Genomic DNA, 1,449 nt, shown 5'->3' on the forward strand with positions numbered 1-1,449 from the left:
CCGTGGAGCAGGTCGTCGGCGGCTGGAAGCAGCTCGTCCAGGCCCGCCAGGCGCTCCGCCGCCTGCAGGCCTTCCTGGCCCTGCCCCGCCTGCGTCCCCCCGGCCTGCCGCTCCCCGCCCCCGAGGGCGCGCTSCWKSTCGACCGCATCTCCTATGCSCTSCCSGGCCAGARCGCCYCSCTCATCAAGGGCGTCGCCYTCKCSCTSRCCCCCGGSGARAGCCTCGCCGTCATMGGMCCCTCGGGTGCRGGAAAAACCACSCTGCTGCGCCTGGTCATCGGCACGCTGGCGCCTTCCGTGGGCCAGGTCCGCCTCGACGGCGCCGACGTCTTTCTCTGGCAGCGCGAGGACTTTGGGCAGCACCTCGGCTACCTTCCCCAGGGCGTCGAGCTCTTCGAGGGCACCGTGCTGGAGAACATCGCCCGCATGGCCGAGGGCGCCTCCCCGGACGCCGTCTATGAGGCCGCCCGCCTCGCCGGCTGCCACGAGATGATCCTGCGGCTGCCCCAGGGCTACGAGACCGAGATCGGCGAGAGCGGCGCCCATCTCTCCGGCGGGCAACGCCAGATGATCGGCCTGGCCCGGGCGCTCTACGGCRATCCCCGCCTCGTSGTCCTCGACGAGCCCAAYTCCAACCTCGACGGYGAGGGCGARCTGGCSCTGGCCCGYGCGMTSGSCCWSCTCAAGGARCGCSGCGCCACCGTGGTCGTCGTCTCCCACCGGCCCGCYTTGGTGAACCAGGTCGACAAGGTCCTCGTSCTGCGCGASGGCGCGGCCGAGATGTTCGGGCCCCGCGCCGAGGTKCTCAAGCGCYTCATGACGCCCGTCCCGCTGGCCAAGCCGTCCGTCGCGCTCGTCCCCACCGCAGGAGGTCGCTCCTGATGTCCGCTTCCTTCTTGCCCGCCACCCCCGATCGGCCGCGTGCCGGCTTCGCGCTTGGTCTCGGCTTCGTGACGATGATCGGATTCGGTGGCGGTTTCCTCGCCTGGGCCACGCTGGCCCCGCTTGCTGAGGCCGCGCTCGCCCCTGGCATGATCAAGGTCGAGGGCACGCGGCGCACGCTGCAGCACCTCGAGGGCGGCCTCGTGCGGGAGATCCTCGTTCGCGACGGCGACCGGGTCCGCCAGGGTCAGGTCGTGATGCGGCTCGACGACGCCCAGTCCGGCGCGACCAGCCTTGCTGCCCGGGCCCAGCGTGCGGCCCTGCTGGCCCAGCTGGCGCGGCTCTCGGCCGAGTTGGAGCGGGAGACGGAGGTGCGCTTTCCCCCGGACCTGCTCGCCCTGTCGGCGGATCCGCGCGTGGCCGAGGCTCTCGCCGGGCAGCGCGCGCTGTTCCAAGCCCGCCAGGCCAGCCTCGATAGCCAACTCGCCGTGCAGTCCCATCGCCGCGACCAGGCCCGCGCGACCATCGCCTCCGCCCAGGGGCAGATGGAGGCCGCGCATCGCCAGCT

Annotated in this window: 1 protein-coding gene and 1 pseudogene; both read left to right on the forward strand. The window is 73.0% G+C overall.

Annotated features, from left to right (window positions below):
* Positions 1 to 881, forward strand: an 881-nt coding sequence (locus tag AC1DWF_RS31940; RefSeq protein ID WP_476842556.1) for a type I secretion system permease/ATPase, incomplete at its 5' end; no start/stop codon positions are given.
* Positions 881 to 1,449: pseudogene (locus tag AC1DWF_RS31945) on the forward strand (HlyD family type I secretion periplasmic adaptor subunit); the annotation flags it as partial. The gene AC1DWF_RS31940 and the pseudogene AC1DWF_RS31945, both read left to right, overlap by 1 nt.

The sequence above is a fragment of the Aminobacter sp. P4_D5 genome (assembly GCF_056401815.1).